A 17,652-nucleotide genomic window follows, 5' to 3' on the forward strand; every position below is an offset into this window, starting at 1 on the left:
GGATCTATGACGATAAGGGGATGACATACCATGAAACAACCGATGATTTGGATCGTCGGCGCAGGCTGCGGTATCGGACTAGGCATCGCCAAGACTTTTGGCAAACGCGGCTATTTGCCGATTCTGATTACACGCGAGGAATCACTACTCCAAGATATGAAACAAGCACTAATTGAACAAAACGTGACTGCCCAAGGAACTGTTGCTTATGCTGGAGACGAAACCTCTCTACGCAATGCGTTACACCAGTTGGAGCAGCAGTATGGGGTACCTGACGTGCTCATATACAACGCATCAGCCCACACGCCAGGCTATCCTTCTGAAGTCGCTCCTAGCGACATGTTGGCTGATCTGCAAGTAAATGTTATAGGCGCGCTTACAGCTGCTCAATGCGTGCTCTCAGGCATGCGTACACGCGGCACAGGCTCCATTCTATTCACTGGCGGTGGACAAGCCATTCACCCGACAGCTACACTTGCTTCACTCGGCGTAGGTAAGTCCAGTATTCGTAATCTTGCTTTAAGCTTACATGATGAGCTGAAGAACTACGGCCTTTATGCGGGTACACTTACGATTAGCGGATTTGTACAACCAGGTACCGCCTTCAGCCCTGATATGATTGGCGAGGCTTTCTACTGTATGCATCAGAAGAAGACTGAAGCCGAAGTAATAATTACACCCTAGACAAGCAGCAAAGGACCGGATGGAGCAGCAGCTCCTCCGGTTTTTTTGATGTTGCAGCTGCTGTTGAACATAACATCCATCTTTGAGCGGTCACAAGCAAATAAACGATAGTACATAAAATAGTTTTATTTAAAATTTTTATTTACCACTTGCAATTATTTTCACAATGATTATAATAAGGATCAAGCACACATTGTGATATACATCACATAGATTGCTTTCCTTTATGACACAGATAGTGAATGTATTCACTTTCACTATATTAAATTCTTTTACCTACACCAAATGTACTTACCCTTAGGAGGTTATTAAGATGAAAATTGCCGTTATTGGATGTACACATGCTGGAACAGCTGCTATCGTACAAGCTGCTAAACGTTATCCCGATGCTGTTATCACGGTCTATGAACGAAATGATAATATATCGTTTCTATCCTGTGGTATTGCTTTAAATGTGGGTGGGGTCGTCCCTGATGCGGATACACTATTCTACTCTTCTCCCGAGGCACTTCGTCAACTTGGAGTGACCACCCATATGAAGCACGATGTCACTGCGCTGGATTTGGACGCTCGTACATTGACCGCTCGCAATCTAGATAATGGAGCCGTCATAGAAGATTCGTTCGACAAGTTAATAATTACAACTGGCTCGTGGCCGATCGTTCCTCGATTTGAAGGTGCTGAGTTGAACAATATATTACTCTGTAAAAATTATAATCATTCGCAAACCATTATCGAAAAAGCAAAAGACGCGACCAATATTGTTGTAATTGGTGCTGGTTACATTGGGATTGAGCTTGTTGAAGCGTTTGAAGAAAACGGAAAACACGTTACGCTAATCGATATGACAGATCGGATCATGGCCAAGTATTTGGACGTGGAATTTACAACGCCTGTAGAGAAGTCATTTCAGGAGCGCGGAGTCGTACTAGCCCTTGGTGAGACCGTGCAACGATTCAATGGAAATAACGGATCTGTCAGCAGCGTAGTTACAGACAAAGGAGAATACTCTGCTGATCTGGTTATTCTGTGCATCGGATTCAAACCAAACACAGAATTTATGCGCGGCAAATTAGATATGCTCGATAATGGAGCTATTATTGTTGACGAGTATATGCGTACCAGCCATCCGCATGTCTTTGCAGCAGGTGACTGTACAGCTGTTCAATATAATCCGACTGAACAGCCCGCTTATATCCCTTTGGCAACCAATGCTGTACGAATGGGCACTATAGCTGCCTGTAATCTGATGACTCCTAGAATTCGTTCCCTTGGAACGCAGGGTACATCCGGTATTAAAATATATGCGCACCATATTGCAACCACAGGGCTCACGGAAGATGCTGCCATACAACAAGGACTAATTGTGGAAACGAGTCTATTGGAAGATCATTATCGTCCAGAGTTTATGCCTACAACAGAACCATTAAAGTTAAAGCTGGTGTTTGAACAAGGCTCACGACGTATTCTAGGCGCACAGCTCAGCTCGACAATTGATCTAACAGCTGCAATTAACACGATGTCGGTGTGTATTCAGAATCGTATGACTGTAGATGAGCTTGCCGTCGTGGATTTCTTCTTCCAGCCGCACTTCAACAAACCATGGAATTATTTAAACGCAGTGGCTTTACAGACTTGGAACGCATAACTTACGTCACAATCGACATCATATTATAAAATACGGTTATCATATACAAAAGCAGGCTATCCCAAGGACATGTAACATATCCGAGATAGCCTGCTTCTATTTAAGGAACCTCTTAACCTCGTTCCGATACTTTAATCCGTGTTATAGCACGATGGAGCGACACTTCAGCACGACGGAAATCAACATGATCCTGCTTGCTGCGTTCTGCCATGGCAATACGCTGCTCAGCACGGGCCTTCGCTGCTTTCGCACGCTCAACGTCAATGTTCTCTGGCAATTCTGCACTTTCCGCAAGGACAACCACTTTGTCTTTGCGTACTTCCACAAACCCACCATGAACAGCGATCCAATGCTCTTGACCACCGAACTTGATCTTCATTGGTGCGATATCAAGCGGAGTGACCATCGGAATATGACCTGCCAAGATGCCGAGATCCCCTTCAACGCCTTTAACGCTGACCATGTCAACCTCTTGCGCAAATACTTTGCGCTCAGGCGTGACAATTTCTAATAAAAAGGTACTCAACTGCGGTTCCCTCCTTCCGTTCTGCTTATCCTATCGATAAAGCAGACCGTATCACGTCAAGCCGCTTTACAGCGTCTTCGCTTTTTCCACAGCTTCTTCAATAACACCAACGAACAAGAAGGCTGCTTCTGGAAGATCATCATGTTTGCCTTCCAAAATTTCTTTGAAGCTGCGAACCGTTTCTTTAACAGGAACATATTTACCAGAGAGACCTGTGAATGGCTCAGCAACGTGGAACGGCTGCGACAAGAAACGTTGAATCTTACGCGCACGCGCAACAGTCAACTTATCTTCTTCAGACAACTCGTCCATACCCAAGATATTAATGATATCTTGAAGCTCTTTGTAACGCTGCAGCAAACGCTTAACGCCTTGTGCTACGTTATAGTGTTCTTCACCAACGATGTCTGGCGCAAGGATACGGGAAGAAGAAGCGAGTGGATCTACCGCTGGGAAGATACCCATCTCGGAGATCTTACGCTCCAAGTTCGTCGTTGCATCCAAGTGAGCAAACGTTGTAGCTGGAGCCGGATCCGTATAGTCATCCGCAGGAACATAAATCGCTTGGATCGACGTAACAGAACCTTTCTTCGTTGAAGTAATACGCTCTTGTAATTGACCCATTTCTGTTGCCAATGTTGGCTGGTAACCTACCGCGGACGGCATACGTCCGAGCAAAGCGGATACCTCAGAACCCGCTTGAGTAAAGCGGAAGATGTTGTCGATAAAGAGAAGTACGTCTTTGCCTTCTTCATCACGGAAGTATTCCGCCATGGTAAGGCCTGTTAGGGCTACGCGAAGACGTGCGCCAGGAGGCTCGTTCATCTGACCGAACACCATTGCTGTCTTGTTAATAACGCCTGAATCTTTCATCTCATGATACAAGTCGTTACCTTCACGAGTACGCTCACCAACACCCGCAAATACGGAGATACCGCCGTGCTCTTGTGCGATGTTGTTGATCAATTCCTGAATCGTAACGGTCTTACCAACGCCTGCACCACCGAACAAGCCGATTTTACCGCCTTTTGCGTAAGGTGCAAGCAAGTCGATAACCTTAATTCCCGTTTCCAGAATCTCCGCTTGTGTCGATAATTCATCGAATTTGGGAGCTTCACGGTGAATTGGGCTCGTGTGCTCATTGGCTACCGCACCCGCATTGTCAATAGGGTTGCCCAATACGTTAAATACGCGTCCCAATGTCGCGCTGCCTACAGGCACCGAAATTGGAGTGCCTTGGTCCACTGCTTCCATGCCACGCACCATACCATCCGTGGAAGACATCGCTACACAACGAACGATATTATCGCCCAAATGTACCGATACTTCCAACGTCAAGTTGATGTCAGGCGCGCCAGGAGTGGTCGATTTTTGTTCAACCTTAACCGCGTTTAAAATTTCCGGAAGTTGACCACGTTCGAACTCAATGTCGACAACCGGACCCGTAACGCTAATAACGCGTCCTTTATTCATCTCGTTCCCTCCTCTGATGACCTTGATAAGCTGCTTAGCCTTATCAATTCATCCTACTGAAAACATCCACTTTATCCGAATTAGCCTTGAGCGTTAGCCCCAGCTACGATCTCCGAAATCTCTTGCGTAATGGCGGCTTGACGTGCACGGTTGTATGTCAAAGTCAGCCCCGATATCATATCGGATGCATTCTTTGTCGCACTTCCCATTGCCGTCATTTTAGCCCCAAACTCACTCGCCTTTGCGTCCAATACAGCACTGAATATAAGCGTCTCTGCGTATTTAGGCAATAAATGCTCCAATACCACTTCAGGAGACGGCTCGAATTCATAAGCAGCAGTTGGCGCGTTCGTATGAGCGCCAGTCCCATCGTCTTCCAACGGAAGCAATCGTTTCTCCGTTGGCACTTGCGTGAGGGCATTGACAAATTGGTTGTAGAACAAGTTCAATTCGTCGTATTGTTCTTCTTCGAAATATTTAACCGCCTTATAAGCAATCGTCTTAACGTCCGCAAATGTTGGCGCGTCTGGTACTTCTGTCACTTCCGCTACGATCGGCAATCCCCGACGACGGAAATAATCACGACCTTTGCGTCCGATTACAAACAATACAAACTCATCATTGGAACGATGACGTTCGCGAATCGTCTGCGTGACCATACGAAGAACGTTTGCATTATAACCGCCTGCAAGACCGCGGTCTGAGGTGATTACAAGGTAACCCGTTTTCTTCACTGGACGCTTGACGAGCATTGGATGAGTAATGCCTTTTGTACCTGAAGCGATGCTGGCAACAACCTCTTTGAGCTTATCCGCATACGGACGAGCTGCTTGAGCTTGCTCCTCAGCACGGCGCAGCTTCGCAGCCGCCACCATCTCCATCGCCTTTGTAATTTGCTTCGTACTTTGAATGCTCTTGATCTGGCGTTTAATATCGCGCATCCCTTTAGCCATTAACGTTTCACCTGCCTTGTACGCTTTGCGTGAGGCAAAGCAAACTTCTTCGCTCTTGAACGTTGTGCGCCGGGACGCTTATCGCGCACCCGGCCCACTATCTATACATCATTAAGCCGTTACAGCAAAGCCCTTCTTGAACTTCGTCACTGCTTCCACCAATGCATCTTCTGTTTCCTTGGACAGATCCTTCGTATCACGAATGGATTGGAAGATCGTCTCGTAGTTGGAACCTACATAATCCAAGAACTCATGCTCAAAACGAGTTACGTCTTGAACCGGAATTTCATCGATGTGGCCTTTTGTAGCTACATAAAGGCTGACTACTTGTTTCTCAACTGGGAGCGGCTGGTGAACACCCTGTTTAAGGATCTCCATCAGACGCGCACCGCGGTTCAGACGCGCAAGTGTGGACTTATCCAAGTCCGAGCCGAACTGTGCGAACGCTTGAAGTTCACGATATTGAGCCAAGTCCAGACGCAGTGTACCTGCAACTTTTTTCATGGCTTTAATTTGCGCTGAGCCACCTACACGGGATACGGAGATACCAACGTTAATCGCTGGACGTTGTCCGGAGTAGAACAAGTCAGACTCCAAGAAGATCTGGCCATCTGTAATGGAAATTACGTTTGTCGGAATGTATGCCGATACGTCAGATGCTTGTGTCTCGATAAATGGCAAGGCAGTCAATGAACCGCCGCCATTCTCGTCGCTCAGCTTCGCTGCACGCTCCAGCAAACGGGAATGCAGGTAGAATACGTCACCTGGATAGGCTTCGCGGCCCGGAGGACGACGGAGCAGCAAGGACAATTCACGATATGCTGCCGCTTGTTTTGTCAAATCATCGTAAATGACGAGAACGTGCTCGCCCTTATACATGAAGTACTCACCCATTGCACATCCTGCATAAGGAGCCAAGAACAACAATGGAGACGGCTCAGATGCCGCAGCAGTAACTACAATGGTATAATCCAAAGCGCCATGGCGACGCAGTGTTTCTACAACCTGTGCAACTGTCGATTGTTTCTGACCAATCGCAACGTAGATACACTTCACACCGTTGCCCTTTTGGTTCAGGATCGTGTCAATTGCAATTGCCGTTTTACCCGTTTGACGGTCACCGATAATCAATTCACGTTGTCCACGGCCGATTGGCACCATCGCGTCAATCGCTTTGATCCCTGTTTGCATTGGCTCGTGAACCGATTTACGGTCGATAACGCCTGGTGCGTTAGCTTCAATCGGACGGAATTCTGTAGTCTCAATTGGACCTTTACCGTCAAGCGGATGGCCCAATGGACTTACGACGCGACCAAGCAATGCTTCGCCGACAGGAACTTCCATGATGCGTCCTGTTCTTTTAACTTGGTCACCTTCGCGAATATCTTTGTATGGTCCAAGAATAACGATACCTACGTTATTCTCTTCCAAGTTCAGCGCCATACCCATAACGCCGTTAGAGAATTCAAGCAATTCGCCCTGCATACATTGCTCTAAACCGTGAACGCGAGCAATACCGTCACCTACTTGAATGACTGTACCGACTTCCGCCACTTCGATTTCGGATTTGTATTTCTCGATTTGACTTTTAATCAGCGTGCTGATTTCATCAGGTCTAATGCTCAATTCGCTTCACCCCATTCTATACCGTACTGTATATGTTACCGTGCATCGGACTTTAAAGACTTCTCCATACGTTCAAGCTTGCCTGACAAGCTCCCATCAAACAAACGATCGCCAATACGAACCTGTATACCGCCGATAATCGACGGGTCAACCACATTGTGTACACGAATCGTTCTGTTCACTTTGCGACCAAAAGATGCCGCTACATCCTGCTGCTCCGCTTCGCTAAGCGCAACTGCTGAAGTAACAATTGCGTCTGCAGTGCCGAGAGCCTCACCGGCAATGTGGACATAACTTGCTAACACATCACCCAATATATTGATGCGTCCGCGTTCTACGAGCAATTGGATTGTGTTAACTACGTTCTCGGACACATGTCCTTGAAATGCGCTGTTCAACACTTCCTTCTTGCCCTTTACATCTATGTTCGGTGTCGTAAGCAGCAACTCCAGCTCATGACTGGACTCAATGGCCTGCACGACATATTTAAGCTGTTGCTCCGTCTCAGAAACGGATTGATGCTCCAAAGCCAATTGAAACAGAGCCTTCGCATAACGTTTAGCAACTACTGTATCTTGGCTCATTATTGTTTGCCCCCTACCTCTTTCAGGTATTGGTCAACCAATTCGGATTGGTCTTTCTCATCCACTTGTTTCTCCAAGATCTTGGAAGCGATTGCTACAGACATGCTGCTAACTTCATTGCGAAGCGCTTCAACCGCTTTGTTCTTCTCGCTTACGATATCGCGTGCTGCTTCTTCTTTCAAACGAATAGTTTCGTTTTTAGCTTGGGCGATAATATCGTCAGCTTGACGAACACTGGTTTGTTTTGCTTGGTCAATAATGTCGTAAGCGTCTTTGCGTGCAGTAGCCAAAGCTTGTTTCTGCTCGTCTACGAATGCCTGCGCTTGAGTGCGGCTGTTCGCAGCTTCATCCAGTTGCTGCTTCACCAGCTCACGTCGTTTTTCCATGACGCTGAACAAAGGTCCAAAAGCATACTTGGATAGCAAAAGAAATAGGATAAGGAATGCGACCATCGAGATCACAATATTTTCCCAAAGAATGCTCAAATCAAGTCACTCCTTTCTGAAGCGTGTAAACTTGGGTCCGACTTATAAAATCATCACGTTACGTGTCATACTCAATGTAAAAGGAAGGCGCGGATGGCCGTAGCCTTCCCCGCCAATGTCCATACCTGTAATTATTAAGCTTTTCCGAAGAACAAGAATGCCATTACGACACCGATAATCGGAAGAACCTCTACCAGACCTACCCCGATAAACATCGTTGTTTGAAGTGTGGATTTCGCTTCAGGCTGACGAGCGATACCTTCTACTGTCTTACTAACGATCAAACCGTTACCAATACCTGCACCGAGTGCACCCAAACCTACTGCAATACCAGCTGCTAATAACGCCATAGCTCCCATTGATATATCCTCCTTAAAATTAAATACTGAAATTTTGTATGATTATGCAATCAGCTATACGGTTATCTAATACACGTAAGCATAATTGATAGTTAATGTTCGTCGTGTGTCTCGATCATCTGGCCGATATATACCATCGTCAGAATCGTAAAGACAAACGCTTGGATTGCTCCAATGAATATACTGAAGCCTTGCCATGCTACCAACCCTGGAATACCCCAGGCTCCTGCGCCAAGAAGTACGGTTATCAATACTTCACCTGCATAGATGTTGGCGTATAGACGCATACCATGTGTTAAAGGCTTAGCTAGAGTCTCGATCAAGTTGATCGGTAGGAAGACAACATAAGGCTGCACATAGTGCTTGAAGTATCCTTTAGTATTCTTCACCAACCCAAGGTAGTGGCAAAGGATAAAGATAACAATTGCCAGTCCCATCGTTACAGATGCATCAGCTGTTGGCGATTTCCACCAGAGAAGTTCTGCGTGCGCTTCTTTGCCTTCTGCTGCTAATTGGTTGAAGTGCGCAGTGCTTGTCGCTTCAATAACCTGTCCAAACACTTTCGCGTCTGCGTGATGATGTTCGGTAACCACCGAGAAGGGCAGCCCTAGCAAGTTGCTGACGAAAATGAATAAGATCAAGGTCATACCAAGTGACACAAACGCTTTGCCTTTCTTCCAATCCATTGTACTGGAGATCAGCCCCTGAACGAACTCAACGACCCATTCCATAAAGTTCTGCAGTTTCCCCGGGTTCTCAACTGATAGATTACGTGTCGCCACAATAGCGAGAACGAATACAATCAGGGAACTTACGAGAAGCATTAAAACTACAGAAAGGTCGAGATGAAATCCGCCCAAATTAATAATTGGTGATTCATGCATGTTTCTCACCCCTTTCTCAGATGAAACGTCACTTTTGTCTACGCGAGACAGCCGCCCCTATAAATAACAAAGCAAACTGCGCTAAAAACAAACCCGCTACCGCTGAATAAAGATTAATGCCTGGCACTCGTAAAGCAATAATGACTACCAATACCGCCATTGCAGCACGAGAAGCAAAGCCCAAACTCATTCTCTTCACTGTACCACCTTCCATCAATTCTGAAAACTTACGCATCTTCATTGATAGTAAGGAAGCATTTATATAGCTAGCACTTGATCCCAGAATAAGACCAAGCGATATGCTGCGGAAAGACGGGACGAACGCCCAAACCATGAAGCAAGCGGCTAAAAACAACAACGTCACTCTTAACAATACTTTCAGGTGGGTTGTAATTTCATCCATCCGCTTCCCCCATAACCTTATTAATAAGTATGATGATACTCAGAATACCTGCTAGTACCCCGAGCAGCACACCTGATGCCACCCATAAATCAGATCCTCCTAGCTGATCTTTCAACCAAGAGCCAAGATAATAGCCTCCAACCGTGCATAACGAAATATCGACACCAATCGCACTGACTAAGCCGACTGCTGACCAAGGAGTCCCTTTACCTCGCGGTTTTGACGGTCTAACCATGTCCATCACCCTTTTAATCCCAATTCATTGTAAGAAACCCTCACAAAATTGTCAATTCAATAATTTGTTAGATTTTGGTGATGGAAGTCAATCTTTCACGAATCCGCTATTGTCTGACTTCACACAAACCGTACAGTGTCACTGTATGCTGTGTAATATCAAGGCTAGAAGGTCTTTTAAGACTCATTTGTGAACGTTGTGTGAAATGAATCTGGACGTTCCGTTTTCAAGCCAAAACTATGAAGAATCGCACTGACAATACGTTCCGATGCTTTGCCGTCGCCATAAGGATTAGCTGCTTTGCTCATACGAGCATACGTTGTTTCATCCTGCAGCAGCGCCTTTGAACGCTCATACACTTGAGCTTCATCAGTACCTACCAATTCTAACGTTCCAGCCTCGATGCCTTCCGGTCGTTCGGTAGTTTCACGAAGCACGAGCACAGGTATGCCAAAAGACGGTGCTTCCTCTTGAAGTCCGCCTGAATCGGTCAATATGAGATGAGTATGCGGGTAGAAGTTATGCAAATCCACTACATCAAGCGGTTCAATCAGCTTAATGCGGGGATGGTTCCCTAGCATCTCGTGGGCCGGTTCGCGTACAGCTGGGCTTGGATGCACCGGATACACAATCGCTACATCTTCGAACTCGTCCGCTATGCGGCGAACAGCACGGAAGATATTCCGGTGAGGCTCGCCTTGAGATTCACGACGATGCGCCGTCATGAGAATCAGGCGTTTCCCTTGAGCCCAGTCTAACACTTCATGTTGATAATCGGAACGTACTGTATATTGAAACACATCCGTTACAGTGTTGCCTGTGACATATATCGATGAATCTTTTTTGTTTTCTTGTCTTAAGTTGTTCGCCGACCATTCGGTAGGTGAAAAATGTAAATCAGCGATAACACCTGTAAGCTGGCGATTCATTTCTTCTGGGAAAGGCGATTGCTTGTTCCATGTACGCAAGCCAGCTTCTACATGCCCCACTTGAATCTGCTGCATAAACGCGGCATAGCTCGCCAGAAACGTTGTAAGCGTGTCTCCGTGCACCAGTACGATATCCGGCTTCGCCTCTTCAAGTACAGGTTGCAAGCCTTGCAACACTCGTATCGTAATATCATTTAACGATTGACGTTGCTGCATAATGTCCAAATCATAATCAGGTTTGATGTCAAACACTTCCAATACCTGATCCAACATTTGGCGATGTTGAGCAGTCACACATACCACCGATTCGATCTGATCCGGGTGCTTTTGCAGCTCCAAAATGAGCGGAGCCATCTTAATTGCCTCTGGTCGGACGCCAAAAATCGTCATCACTTTTACTTTACGCATGTGTAAATCCTCCATCAAATGGTAGTCTATGCCAGCCTGGCTGCCGTAAGTACGGCAGCCAGGCTAGGCATACTCTAGTTATTATTTCGTACCGAACAATCGATCTCCAGCATCTCCGAGACCTGGTACTATGTAACCGTGGTCATCTAGGCGCTCGTCCAGTGCAGCCAAGTAAATATCAACATCTGGATGTGCTTCTTGTACCGCCTTTACCCCTTCAGGCGCTGCGATCAGACACATTAGTTTGATTTGAGTACATTGGCGTTTCTTAAGTACATCAATGGCTGCAATTGCTGAACCCCCTGTGGCCAGCATAGGATCAATGACGATAAGTTGACGCTCTTGAACGTCCGTAGGCAGCTTTGTATAATACTCTACTGGCATTAACGTTTCCGGGTCACGGAACAAACCGACATGCCCGATTTTGGCACCTGGAATCAGCTTAACTACACCTTCTACCATACCTAGACCAGCACGGAGAATCGGAATAAGCCCGAGCATCCGTCCAGATATGACTTTACATTCTGTTGTAGCTACAGGCGTCTCTACAGTGATGGTATCCAGCTTGAGCTCACGTGTAATTTCGTACGCCATGAGTGTTGCCACTTCGTCCACAAGTTCACGAAAATCTTTCGTATTCGTGCGCTTGTCACGAATTAAGGTTACTTTGTGCTGAATTAAAGGATGATCGCAAATGACTAATTTGCCCATACAATTATGTCCCTCCGCTATTTACTCTCATTGATGACTGACGATTTGATTCGTACAAACAGGCTCTATTATAACATTCATCGGCAGGAACTGCACATGATCGCTTCTCTTTAAGCAAGCTACACCTCATGTTGTTCACACTTCGTCAACACTTATGTCCCCTTCATCCGTACCATATATTTGTAAGCAAACCTGAGACTGCTTATACATTTGCGTACAAAAGAACTATTGGGAACGCTAAAAATGCTAGCCCGCTGGAACTATTAGTCCGAAGAACCACATCCTGCGCCGCATGAGGAAGAACTGCCTCCACCGTCAGAAGAACTGCAATCAGAGCTGCTATAATCACTGCTGCACCCAGAACTTGAACAATTCGAATTATGCCGCTTATCGCTTTCTGACACATCCTCCGTAATAATTGAACGATCCATACGCTCGTTATGCTCTATCGCAGCTGCCACCTCTTCATAGTGGTCAAAAGTCATATAAGATCCTACCACCATTAAAAGTGAAGAGCTGTACCATAAATGATCATAACTCGCATTCGCGGGACACTCCGCCTCACTTCTATCTCCATATAAAGAGTCTGAACCTGAGCGTATCCTGATCTGATCCATATCAGGTACCTTTGTCGTGCTCTTGGCTTGTGTCACTTGATCCTTTGCTCGCTGTATTAAGAATCGAATCGCACTTAAAACTTCTGGGTATCGTTCAGCAGTATCTCGGCGGAATACGTGATCCAACAGTTCATCTTCCGAATCCTCGGCCAACTGCTCCAAAAGTTCCGGCTCAAGCGGATGACGGAAAAATGCACCCCATAGCATCCGTGTATAAGGCGTAGGCCCAAACAATTGACTATAAACCCAATCAAACCATGCCCGCAGACCAGGAGTCGGCGTAGTTTCTGGCGCCGGCTGGTGGTGTATCTTAACACCGATATACCGTGCTGACCATTGGTCATAATCAGAGGTGAACATAAGCATCTCATGCCACATTTCATCTATTTTACGACTAAACATCGGGGCTTCCTTGAGCACAGCGCAGAGAATAAAATAACGATCTAATTCTAGCTTTCGCCAACCGTATTCCTCGTCTGTTATATTCGTATTGTCAGCTAGTACTCTTAGTTTTAACCTCTCCTCATATGTAGAGTACCAGCTCCGCTCATACCGAAGCACTAATGGGTAGACTGGGTCATCCACGCTGCTGCCCAGATGTTCCGGTGCGCGACCCGTAAATACATTATTTCGAGTGCGTGATCTTGCTGAGCGTGCACTACCTGGACGTCTGGATCTATCATTCCTGTATTTACTGGCACCTTTTCCTCCTAAGAGGATAATACCTAATACAGCCCCCACGACTAGAACTAAAGCCACATATCCCATTTCTAATCCCCCCGCGAGTTTAGATCCAATTCTATTGGCTTGCATATTAACGGAGCTCTTTCTGGTGCACAACCTTTAGCGGCTACATTATCTTTTAATCCATACGCTGTCAATTGAAAAATAGTTCCTTTGTTCCGTCACAAACTAAACTACTAGAGGGAAGTACATAAACCCATAGTAAAACGGGCTGACCCACTGCCATGTGTATGGCGATTGGGTCAGCCCTTGATGGTATACAATCAATTAATACTTCAGCTCGGGATACAAAGGATATTGATCCGTCAAGGCTCGCACCATTCCACGAGCTTCGCTTAATATAGCCTCATCGGTCGGATTTTTAAGCGTCAGAGCAATAATTTCGCCAATCTTCGTCATCGCGGGCTCATCCATACCGCGTGAAGTAGCCGCAGGTGTACCAATTCGAATGCCACTCGTTACAAATGGACTTGTAGGATCAAATGGAATTGCATTTTTATTCACAGTGATACCTACCGAATCCAGCACTTTTTCGGCATCTTTACCTGTAATGTTAATGTTGCGCGTATCAATAAGCATCAAGTGATTGTCCGTTCCGCCTGACACAAGGTTCAGTCCTTGGGCCACGAGGGATTCAGCCAACACTTGTGCATTCTTAACCACTTGCTCCGCATAAGTCTTAAATGAAGGCTGAAGTGCTTCACCAAGTGCTACTGCTTTGGATGCAATCACATGCATCAGCGGGCCACCTTGCGTACCAGGGAATACCGCTTTGTCAATTGCCTGTGCCCATGCCTTACGACACAAGATCATACCTCCACGTGGTCCACGAAGCGTCTTATGTGTCGTCGTCGTTACAAAGTGTGCATGAGGTACTGGACTTGGATGTAAACCAGCAGCTACAAGACCTGCAATGTGAGCCATGTCTACCATAAACAAGGCACCTACATCATTAGCGATAGCAGCAAGCTTCTCAAAATCGATTACACGCGGATATGCACTGGCTCCTGCTACTATCATCTTAGGGCGGTGTTTGAACGCGGCTTTGCGAACATCATCATAGTCGATACGGAATGTTTCTTCGTTAACACCATAGGCTACGAAGTTGTACAGCAAGCCGGACGCATTAACGGGACTGCCGTGCGTGAGATGACCGCCATGCGCCAGGTTCATACCAAGAACCGTATCACCCGGTTGAAGTGCAGCCAGATATACAGCCATGTTGGCTTGAGCACCGGAATGCGGCTGGACGTTTACATGTTCAGCACCAAACAGCTCTTTTGCGCGATCACGTGCGATATCTTCTACGATATCTACATGCTCACATCCACCGTAATAACGGCGGCCCGGATAACCCTCTGCGTATTTGTTAGTCAATACCGTACCCATCGCTTCAATTACTGCTTCACTAACAATATTCTCGGATGCGATAAGCTCAATGTTGTGGCGTTGACGTTGAAGCTCCAAATTCATAGCTTCCAATACGGCTGGATCTTGCTGTCTCAATTGTTCAACCATAAGTTCAAACCCTCCCAAGTATAATTTACCTTATAAATGCAACGCGTAGGCGTAAAGGTTACGACGGAACTTGTTATTCACAAGACAGCTGTTGTGCATTCGTGTCCGATGGGTGGTAAACAGCACGTTCCCCGCCAATTAGCTTAGGCCGTGTCATCGCCATTGTCACTCTTGCGGCACCAATGGATCGGACGGAAGTGCGCAGCGGAACAGCTACCCGTTTTAAATGCATACCAATCAAAGTCTCTCCAATATCAATACCAGCATCTGCGGATATCGTCTCTACCAGACAAGGTGAAGCGAAGTGCGTATAAGCTGCAGCAGCCATCGAACCCCCTGCCCTTGGTACCGGGACAGCACTGACTTCATCAAGTCGCAAAGTCTCACAGGTGGTACGTTCAACTACAAGCGCTCGGTTCAAGTGCTCACAGCATTGATAAGCCAATTGGACGCTGTACTTAGTTCGAAGCAGTTCAAGACCTGCATACAACGCAGAGGCAAGCTCGATCGTTCCGGAGGTACCAATACGTTGTCCAATTACCTCGCTTGTGCTGCATCCGATAATAACTAACTGGCCTGGTGACAATTTGGCTGCATCTGCCAACACATGTGCCGCAGCTTCCGCTTCTGCATGGATTTGCCGTATATAATCTGGTTGCGTCATCACTTTTCCTCCATTCTAAGGAGTAGAGTGATAGGTTTGCTCAATCTGTTCGACCTTGCGAAGACGGCCGACATGACGCTCACCTTGACTGAAATCTGTCGTAAGCCAGGTGCGAACGATTTCTTGTGCAAGCCCAGGACCTATAACGCGTTCCCCAAGGGCAATTACGTTGGTGTCATTATGTTCCCGTGTTGCTTTCGCAGAGAACAGGTCATGAACTAGTGCACAGCGCACTCCGCGTACTTTATTGGCTGCGATCGACATGCCGATCCCAGTGCCGCATATAAGCACCCCACGGTCTGCTTCCTGCTTGGCAACCATCTCAGCTACTGGCAACGCATAATCCGGATAATCCACGGAAGTAGAGCAGTCGCATCCCAAGTCCACCACTTCATGTCCAAGCTGTTCGATCACCGCAATGATATCCTGCTTCAGATTCACGCCGGCATGATCGGCGCCAATTGCAATCTTCATTTGTTGTTCCCTCCTGTATCGTTAGTCGTGCATACCTGCATCCTATTATACCCGAACCAAAGGATTGGATCAGTCAAGCCCTGTCGGCCATCTTGCATCCCTTTCCTTATCACTCACAGGCAAACAATGCCGCACGGAAAAAGGCTTGTCAGACACCTCTATTATAACTAATTTTCGGAGGAAAGGTGTTATATCTTTACTTGTAAAAAAACAAAAAAGAGCACAAGTATGTTCGAAAACATACCTTGCTCCTCTGCCCAGGCGACCGGCCGTATCGTTCGATGCTCCATCGTGGTTTCATCCACTCTTGTCGCCAGTTACATCGAACCCGTGTTTGGATAGCAAAATCATAACGCATTACGAAAACAAACGCAATTTATTTTTTTATAAGCTTGTCCAGCAAAAGCTGCAGCGATTCTTTTATATCTTCTGCCGTCTGTACATACTGCTCCAGTGAACCACCGTATGGATCAGCAATGTCTGTTCCCGGTGCCTGCTGTTGAAGCTGGTTTAGCAGCCGCATCTCCTCTGGAGTAGGCTGCTCCCCCATCGCCAGCTTTAATTGCAGCTCGGCAATCAAGGCGTGCATTTGCTCTTGCGCCATTAGGGCACCTTCATCTGTACTCACATATTCTTTAAGTGTGTACACCTTGTCCGCTGCTTGCGGATACCGCTGCAAGACATGCTGTTTATGACCGAGTGTCAGAGTTAGGATCAAATCTGCCCACGCCACTGTCGATGACGCCAACCCTTGTGAATGAAAGGCTTCATTAGACATCTTCCATTTCTCCAAGACGCTGCGCGCGTGTTCCGACATCGGTGCATCTCCCCAGGCCGACACCCCCGCTGAACGCACTTCCACATCTACGCCTCTCTCATGTGCCAAGTGACGAAGCATCGACTCCGCCATCGGACTTCGGCACGTGTTGCCAGTGCATACAAACAAAATGCGCGTCATGTCATGTCCCCTCCGCTGCTATTAATGAAGCAGACACATCGATAGTCGATCATCTGCATGTACGTTCTACTTTATGATACACGATTTTAGCTGGGCAATAAAAACAACACGCCAAAAGTCAATAGAATGGCGCCCCCAGCCGCTTCCCCGTACTCGCCTAAATGTTGGCCAACCTGAGTACCAAGCTTCAGACCTAGTATAGACATAAGTCCTCCCAGCAAGCCAAAAGCTGTTATGGTCATAAACATATTCGATTGATACATCCCTAGCGACACACCAACAGAGAAAGAATCCACACTCACACTCAGTGCAAATAACATGGTTCCTACTAAGCTAGATGTATCGATCCACCCCGAAGATTCACCCTTAAAAGAACTATATACCATATGAGCACCCAGCATAACCAATAGAGCTCCTGCCGCTAGTACAGTAATTTGTCCAAGTATAGCGCTCATCCATATCCCCGTCAGAATGCCTAACAGCGGCATGGCAATATGAAACAAGGCAATCATGAAGCTGATACGAAGCATATCCCTGCCTCTAACCCCTTTTATCCCGATGCCCAGGCACAAAGAAAAAGCATCAAAGCCAAGTGCAAGCGCCATAACCATTATCGTCAACCATTGGCCAATCGGTATAGACGTAATCCACATGGTTTTGTCTCTCCTTGTCCCAGCGTTTTTATCAACGTATGCGGTCAAGGAAGCAAACATACCTTCATCTAAAGTTGTGGAAAATGATATCGCCGGTGTCTCTATGCATTCCGCGA

General features: G+C 46.7%; 20 protein-coding genes and 1 riboswitch. Of the genes, 2 read left to right on the plus strand and 18 right to left on the minus strand.

Annotated features, from left to right (window positions below; genetic code table 11):
* The first annotated feature begins 30 nt into the window (after positions 1-30).
* Both MH117_RS11445 and MH117_RS11450 read left to right on the plus strand, forming a co-directional pair.
* The gene (locus MH117_RS11445; protein ID WP_239328837.1) at positions 31-684 is read left to right on the plus strand and encodes an SDR family NAD(P)-dependent oxidoreductase; all 654 of its coding nucleotides are present in this window, start codon (positions 31-33) and stop codon (positions 682-684) included.
* 313 nt (positions 685-997) lie between these two features.
* Positions 998-2,332 (plus strand): FAD-dependent oxidoreductase, encoded by a 1,335-nt coding sequence (locus MH117_RS11450; RefSeq protein WP_239328838.1) that lies wholly within the window; start codon positions 998-1,000, stop codon positions 2,330-2,332.
* A gap of 112 nt (positions 2,333-2,444) precedes the next feature.
* Here MH117_RS11450 and MH117_RS11455 read toward each other — a convergent pair whose 3' ends face one another.
* From MH117_RS11455 to MH117_RS11540, 18 genes are all read right to left on the minus strand, one after another.
* A complete protein-coding gene (locus MH117_RS11455) occupies positions 2,445-2,858 on the minus strand; it encodes a F0F1 ATP synthase subunit epsilon (protein WP_028543914.1) in 414 nt (137 codons plus the stop codon).
* A 66-nt stretch (positions 2,859-2,924) separates the two neighbouring features.
* Positions 2,925-4,331, minus strand: a complete 1,407-nt coding sequence (gene atpD / locus MH117_RS11460) for a F0F1 ATP synthase subunit beta (protein WP_028543913.1) — start codon at positions 4,329-4,331, stop codon at positions 2,925-2,927.
* Positions 4,332-4,411: 80 nt separating this feature from the next.
* A complete protein-coding gene (atpG, locus tag MH117_RS11465; RefSeq protein WP_239328839.1) occupies positions 4,412-5,284 on the minus strand; it encodes an ATP synthase F1 subunit gamma in 873 nt (290 codons plus the stop codon).
* Positions 5,285-5,395: 111 nt separating this feature from the next.
* Positions 5,396-6,910: a F0F1 ATP synthase subunit alpha gene (gene atpA, locus MH117_RS11470; RefSeq protein WP_239328840.1), complete on the minus strand. Its 1,515-nt coding sequence runs from the start codon at positions 6,908-6,910 to the stop codon at positions 5,396-5,398.
* Positions 6,911-6,945: 35 nt separating this feature from the next.
* Positions 6,946-7,494 (minus strand): F0F1 ATP synthase subunit delta, encoded by a 549-nt coding sequence (locus MH117_RS11475; RefSeq protein WP_239328841.1) that lies wholly within the window; start codon positions 7,492-7,494, stop codon positions 6,946-6,948.
* Entirely contained in the window at positions 7,494-7,979 is a 486-nt protein-coding gene (gene atpF, locus MH117_RS11480) for a F0F1 ATP synthase subunit B (RefSeq protein ID WP_239328842.1), read from the minus strand. The genes MH117_RS11475 and atpF overlap by 1 nt, the downstream gene beginning before the upstream one ends.
* A gap of 134 nt (positions 7,980-8,113) precedes the next feature.
* A complete protein-coding gene (gene atpE, locus MH117_RS11485; RefSeq protein ID WP_028543908.1) occupies positions 8,114-8,338 on the minus strand; it encodes a F0F1 ATP synthase subunit C in 225 nt (74 codons plus the stop codon).
* A 92-nt stretch (positions 8,339-8,430) separates the two neighbouring features.
* Positions 8,431-9,222 (minus strand): F0F1 ATP synthase subunit A, encoded by a 792-nt coding sequence (gene atpB, locus MH117_RS11490; RefSeq protein WP_239328843.1) that lies wholly within the window; start codon positions 9,220-9,222, stop codon positions 8,431-8,433.
* A gap of 28 nt (positions 9,223-9,250) precedes the next feature.
* Positions 9,251-9,625, minus strand: a complete 375-nt coding sequence (locus MH117_RS11495; protein ID WP_239328844.1) for an ATP synthase subunit I — start codon at positions 9,623-9,625, stop codon at positions 9,251-9,253.
* Complete coding sequence (locus tag MH117_RS11500) at positions 9,618-9,860, minus strand: AtpZ/AtpI family protein (RefSeq protein WP_239328845.1); 243 nt, start codon at positions 9,858-9,860, stop codon at positions 9,618-9,620. Before MH117_RS11500 ends, MH117_RS11495 begins: the two co-directional genes overlap by 8 nt.
* Positions 9,861-10,036: 176 nt before the next feature.
* The gene (gene wecB / locus MH117_RS11505) at positions 10,037-11,197 is read right to left on the minus strand and encodes a non-hydrolyzing UDP-N-acetylglucosamine 2-epimerase (protein ID WP_239328846.1); all 1,161 of its coding nucleotides are present in this window, start codon (positions 11,195-11,197) and stop codon (positions 10,037-10,039) included.
* A gap of 81 nt (positions 11,198-11,278) precedes the next feature.
* Positions 11,279-11,908, minus strand: a complete 630-nt coding sequence (gene upp / locus MH117_RS11510) for a uracil phosphoribosyltransferase (RefSeq protein WP_239328847.1) — start codon at positions 11,906-11,908, stop codon at positions 11,279-11,281.
* 263 nt (positions 11,909-12,171) lie between these two features.
* Positions 12,172-13,293 (minus strand): glycine-rich domain-containing protein, encoded by a 1,122-nt coding sequence (locus MH117_RS11515; protein WP_239328848.1) that lies wholly within the window; start codon positions 13,291-13,293, stop codon positions 12,172-12,174.
* A gap of 243 nt (positions 13,294-13,536) precedes the next feature.
* Positions 13,537-14,787, minus strand: coding sequence for a serine hydroxymethyltransferase (locus tag MH117_RS11520; RefSeq protein ID WP_239328849.1), 1,251 nt, complete (start codon positions 14,785-14,787; stop codon positions 13,537-13,539).
* A 73-nt stretch (positions 14,788-14,860) separates the two neighbouring features.
* Entirely contained in the window at positions 14,861-15,451 is a 591-nt protein-coding gene (locus MH117_RS11525) for a TIGR01440 family protein (RefSeq protein ID WP_239328851.1), read from the minus strand.
* 15 nt (positions 15,452-15,466) lie between these two features.
* On the minus strand, positions 15,467-15,925 hold the full coding sequence (gene rpiB / locus MH117_RS11530) for a ribose 5-phosphate isomerase B (RefSeq protein WP_239328853.1): 459 nt from the start codon (positions 15,923-15,925) through the stop codon (positions 15,467-15,469).
* 248 nt (positions 15,926-16,173) lie between these two features.
* Positions 16,174-16,256: riboswitch (ZMP/ZTP riboswitch) on the minus strand.
* 45 nt (positions 16,257-16,301) lie between these two features.
* A complete protein-coding gene (locus tag MH117_RS11535) occupies positions 16,302-16,883 on the minus strand; it encodes a low molecular weight protein arginine phosphatase (protein ID WP_239328854.1) in 582 nt (193 codons plus the stop codon).
* 86 nt (positions 16,884-16,969) lie between these two features.
* The gene (locus MH117_RS11540; RefSeq protein WP_239328855.1) at positions 16,970-17,536 is read right to left on the minus strand and encodes a manganese efflux pump MntP; all 567 of its coding nucleotides are present in this window, start codon (positions 17,534-17,536) and stop codon (positions 16,970-16,972) included.
* Between the last annotated feature and the right edge of the window lie 116 nt (positions 17,537-17,652).

Source organism: Paenibacillus sp. ACRRX (assembly GCF_022346885.1).
Classification (GTDB): Bacteria; Bacillota; Bacilli; order Paenibacillales; family Paenibacillaceae; genus Paenibacillus_B.

Excerpts from the sequence above, each read along its gene's own strand:
- MH117_RS11500 (WP_239328845.1), bottom strand. The coding sequence starts at position 9,860 with ATGGTTAGACCGTCAAAACCGCGAGGTAAAGGGACTCCTTGGTCAGCA.
- MH117_RS11520 (WP_239328849.1), bottom strand. The coding sequence starts at position 14,787 with ATGGTTGAACAATTGAGACAGCAAGATCCAGCCGTATTGGAAGCTATG.
- wecB (WP_239328846.1), bottom strand. The coding sequence starts at position 11,197 with ATGCGTAAAGTAAAAGTGATGACGATTTTTGGCGTCCGACCAGAGGCA.
- atpB (WP_239328843.1), bottom strand. The coding sequence starts at position 9,222 with ATGCATGAATCACCAATTATTAATTTGGGCGGATTTCATCTCGACCTT.
- MH117_RS11445 (WP_239328837.1), top strand. The coding sequence starts at position 31 with ATGAAACAACCGATGATTTGGATCGTCGGCGCAGGCTGCGGTATCGGA.
- MH117_RS11540 (WP_239328855.1), bottom strand. The coding sequence starts at position 17,536 with ATGTGGATTACGTCTATACCGATTGGCCAATGGTTGACGATAATGGTT.
- atpE (WP_028543908.1), bottom strand. The coding sequence starts at position 8,338 with ATGGGAGCTATGGCGTTATTAGCAGCTGGTATTGCAGTAGGTTTGGGT.
- MH117_RS11475 (WP_239328841.1), bottom strand. The coding sequence starts at position 7,494 with ATGAGCCAAGATACAGTAGTTGCTAAACGTTATGCGAAGGCTCTGTTT.
- rpiB (WP_239328853.1), bottom strand. The coding sequence starts at position 15,925 with ATGAAGATTGCAATTGGCGCCGATCATGCCGGCGTGAATCTGAAGCAG.
- atpD (WP_028543913.1), bottom strand. The coding sequence starts at position 4,331 with ATGAATAAAGGACGCGTTATTAGCGTTACGGGTCCGGTTGTCGACATT.
- MH117_RS11515 (WP_239328848.1), bottom strand. The coding sequence starts at position 13,293 with ATGGGATATGTGGCTTTAGTTCTAGTCGTGGGGGCTGTATTAGGTATT.
- MH117_RS11495 (WP_239328844.1), bottom strand. The coding sequence starts at position 9,625 with ATGGATGAAATTACAACCCACCTGAAAGTATTGTTAAGAGTGACGTTG.
- MH117_RS11450 (WP_239328838.1), top strand. The coding sequence starts at position 998 with ATGAAAATTGCCGTTATTGGATGTACACATGCTGGAACAGCTGCTATC.
- upp (WP_239328847.1), bottom strand. The coding sequence starts at position 11,908 with ATGGGCAAATTAGTCATTTGCGATCATCCTTTAATTCAGCACAAAGTA.
- MH117_RS11525 (WP_239328851.1), bottom strand. The coding sequence starts at position 15,451 with ATGACGCAACCAGATTATATACGGCAAATCCATGCAGAAGCGGAAGCT.
- MH117_RS11535 (WP_239328854.1), bottom strand. The coding sequence starts at position 16,883 with ATGACGCGCATTTTGTTTGTATGCACTGGCAACACGTGCCGAAGTCCG.
- atpG (WP_239328839.1), bottom strand. The coding sequence starts at position 5,284 with ATGGCTAAAGGGATGCGCGATATTAAACGCCAGATCAAGAGCATTCAA.